A 1467-nucleotide genomic window follows, 5' to 3' on the forward strand; every position below is an offset into this window, starting at 1 on the left:
TTGCCTGGGAACGGGCCTCTGGAGGCTCTGCCTCCTGCTAGAAACAGGGATAATATCGCGTCCGGAGGAATAGTTTTGATATTCCCTACGGATAAATCCGAGGGATTCTTAAAGAGTCCAAAGTCGGACTTTTAAAGGCGCAATAGCGGGTAAGGTTCGGAAGTCGCCTTCCTCCCCTCCCCTAAGAACGGTACGTGACTGTTTCCAATCATACCGCTCAAGCCTTACTTCCAGCCTTTGACTTGGATTTGCTATGTACCTGCTTATGACACGCTCTGTGTAGGTGCATCAGATTTTCTAGGTCGTCTAATCTACATTCTGCTACAGGTACGATATGATGGGTTTCGATTTCTTCTCCGTTAAATAGGCTGTCTCCGCAGACGGGACATTTCCAATCTTGGAGCTTGGCAAGTTGTTCATATTTTGAACCTTTTGCCCAATAATTTTTCCCGTTCTTGATGCTTCGTTTATGCCAGTATTCACGGAGTGAGGGGTCATCAGGGCTTGAGTTCCCTTTGACTTTAACGTGCCTTACTATGGGTGTACTACTAATGTTGTACAGGAGAAAAAGTTTTTCTTTTCCTCTTCTACCAGTCCCTTTGCACATGAAAGTACCATGCCGTCCTCTATAGCTACCGTAGTAGCGTTTAGAAACCCATGTTTTTGATTTGTTGGGATGCCGACGTTTAGCCCAACGCCAGAGGTAATGCCATACTCGATTTTCGATGTAGGAGAAGGTTTCTTTGCTAACTGTACCTCTGTAGTAGTTAGCAAAACCTCTGAGAAGGGGATTCAATTTTCTAATGACTTCTTCTTGGGTACAGGCTTTCATATTGGATATGGTTTTACCAATCTTCTTACAAAAGGCGAGTACCTTTTCCTTTTGGGGTTTGGTCAACAGTTTGCCGTTATAGTGGCGTAGGTTGAAACCCAGAAAGTCGAATCCGTCGTTGCTCTGAACTATCCGTGTCTTCTCATCACTGATTTCTAGACCTCGATTTGACAGCCATTGTTTTATCAGGATAAGCACTTGTTCCAAAGATTCTTTGTCTTTAGCAGTGACGATAAAATCATCTGCATATCTGATGATGCCTAGCTTTGGGTTAACTGTTTTGATGTATTCTTCTAACCCATGCAGTCCAATATTTGCGAGTAATGGACTTATCACACCACCTTGAGGAGTGCCTGTCTCGGTAGGGTTGTGAACCCCTTTGTCGATAAATCCTGCTTTTAACTATTCTTTGATTAGTTTGCCTTGTGGGGCAGAGCCAATCATGTTCAGAATGGATTCATGGGCAACGTTATCCAAGAAGCCTTTGATGTCAGCGTCAAGAACCCATGTGTGTCCCTGTTGCCATCCGCGCAATTTGTTGAAACATTGATTGATGGCGCAGTCCAAAACTGAACTCTTAAAGGCATTATCAAAGTGCCTCTACCAACTCCTTTAAGAGAAAATCCTAAAGTTGT

Annotated in this window: 1 protein-coding gene; it reads right to left on the reverse strand. The window is 43.8% G+C overall.

Annotated features, from left to right (window positions below):
• Window positions 1–217: 217 nt before the first annotated feature.
• Window positions 218–1219, reverse strand: coding sequence for a group II intron maturase-specific domain-containing protein (locus LKK83_RS00620; protein ID WP_324628794.1), 1002 nt, complete (start codon window positions 1217–1219; stop codon window positions 218–220).
• Window positions 1220–1467 lie beyond the last annotated feature (248 nt).

The organism is Phormidium sp. CCY1219 (assembly GCF_035615515.1).
Lineage (GTDB): Bacteria > Cyanobacteriota > Cyanobacteriia > Cyanobacteriales > Laspinemataceae > CCY1219.